Genomic DNA, 1,264 nt, shown 5'->3' on the forward strand with positions numbered 1-1,264 from the left:
GGTTAAGAATGATTCAGGAAACCGGCCCGAATCACCCTACCAGCCTGTATATCTATACCGACCAGAACAGCTACGAACCACTGGCACGTATAGATACAGACGGCAACCAAGAACAACATATCCGTTACTTCCACACCGACCTGAACGGCTGTCCGGAAGAGCTAACTGATGCAAACGGTAAAATACTTTGGGAATGCAGCTTTCAGTTATGGGGGAAACGGATTCATGAAATTGAGCACGAATCAATAGAGCAAAACCTCAGATATCAGGGACAATATTTAGACAGAGAAACCGGCTTACATTACAATACAATACTTTCAGGTATTATGATTCAGATATAGGTAGATTTACTCAGCCAGACCCGATTGGTTTAGCTGGTGGATTCAATCTGTATCAGTATGCGCCTAATGGGTTGACTTGGGTCGATCCGTGGGGATTAAATGGTTCATACATATTTCGTGGAATGACAGAAGAAAAAGGTGAACCCAAAGTTGGAGACTCAGCTAGAACATTGGGTGTTAGACCTAATAGGGATATTCCCGTAGACACCAATGGTAATGTTCATCCTAATACAGGCGGAGTTTCCGTATCTCCATCGCCTCAAGATTTACCGCCACATAGAAAACCAATAGAATTTGGAGGAACGGGTAAAGATCCTGTTTGGAAATTAGATGTGGCAGATCTTGGTAATGATTTGCAGCACGTACCAGACAAACCAGGACATGGAACAATTCAGCCCAAACAGTCTATGCCTCTTTCAAAATACCAAACAGCATTGGCTAATTTAAAAAGTAAATGGATAAAATGCTAGAACAACAGAAATTCCTTGATTGTGTGAAAAAAGAAATATTTTCAAATAAAGATTTATTGGAAATTAGAAAGGTATTAGTCTATTTTAAAAATAAAGGCATGCCACAGAATTGCATGTATGATTGTTTACAAAACCTGAGGTATCTTGACGAGGAAGATATTATTTTAGAATTAATGGATTTTGTTGTAGGTTTTTGTAAGCCTGAGCTGGCTATATATAGTTAATTTAGAAATATATTGTGGGATTTATTGAATAATAATCTTCATTACCCTTTCTTAATTTTGTTGTTTGAAGATATATTGACATTCCAATATCTACGACGTCCTGGCCGACGCATCGGAAAACATCAGATTGACCGCGAAAGCAAGCCTTACAACCGTACCCGCTTCCTGTGGGACGGGTTAAGAATGATTCAGGAAACCGGCCCGAATCACCCTACCAGCCTGTATATCT

The 1,264-nt window shown here is 39.7% G+C and carries 3 protein-coding genes; all 3 read left to right on the top strand.

Annotation, left to right across the window (positions count from 1 at the left end; genetic code table 11):
- A partial coding sequence (locus tag H3V00_RS11285) for an RHS repeat domain-containing protein (protein WP_198208165.1) occupies positions 1 to 341 on the top strand: 341 nt, incomplete at its 5' end.
- Between the two features lie 71 nt (positions 342 to 412).
- Entirely contained in the window at positions 413 to 811 is a 399-nt protein-coding gene (locus H3V00_RS11290; protein WP_232336008.1) for a hypothetical protein, read from the top strand.
- Positions 805 to 1,035, top strand: coding sequence for a hypothetical protein (locus H3V00_RS11295; RefSeq protein ID WP_037474221.1), 231 nt, complete (start codon positions 805 to 807; stop codon positions 1,033 to 1,035). Before H3V00_RS11290 ends, H3V00_RS11295 begins: the two co-directional genes overlap by 7 nt.
- Positions 1,036 to 1,264 lie beyond the last annotated feature (229 nt).

It is taken from the genome of Snodgrassella sp. W6238H11 (assembly GCF_016100525.1).
Lineage (GTDB): Bacteria > Pseudomonadota > Gammaproteobacteria > Burkholderiales > Neisseriaceae > Snodgrassella > Snodgrassella alvi.